Here is a 325-nt window from a genome sequence, read left to right on the forward strand (position 1 = left end):
GGCACTGCGCCACGCCCACGCCCAGCGCCCGCTTCCAGCTGATCTGCTCCAGCGTCATGGCCGTGGCGCGCTCGTCCGACGCGGTATCGTCGGCCGCGCCCGGCTGGTCGCCCGGCGTATGGCGGGTGCGGCGCTCCACGTACAGCATGATCAGGCCGCCCAGCACCAGCGTCACCACCACCACGGCGGGATGGTAGAACACCTGCTTGATGGATTTGATGAAGATGGCGCCGATGACCGCCGCCGGCAGGAAGGCGATCAGCAGGTTGCGGGTGAAGGCCACCTCGCTCGGCACGCCGGTCAGGGTGCCGCGGATCAGCTGCAG

The 325-nt window shown here is 69.8% G+C and carries 1 protein-coding gene; it reads right to left on the bottom strand.

All coding sequences use genetic code 11. The features are described from left to right. Positions 1 to 325: undecaprenyl-diphosphate phosphatase (locus tag SB764_RS39040; protein WP_410866617.1), on the bottom strand; the 325-nt coding region annotated here is incomplete at both ends.

This window comes from Paraburkholderia sp. SIMBA_027 (genome assembly GCF_046535315.1).
Classification (GTDB): Bacteria; Pseudomonadota; Gammaproteobacteria; order Burkholderiales; family Burkholderiaceae; genus Paraburkholderia; species Paraburkholderia tropica.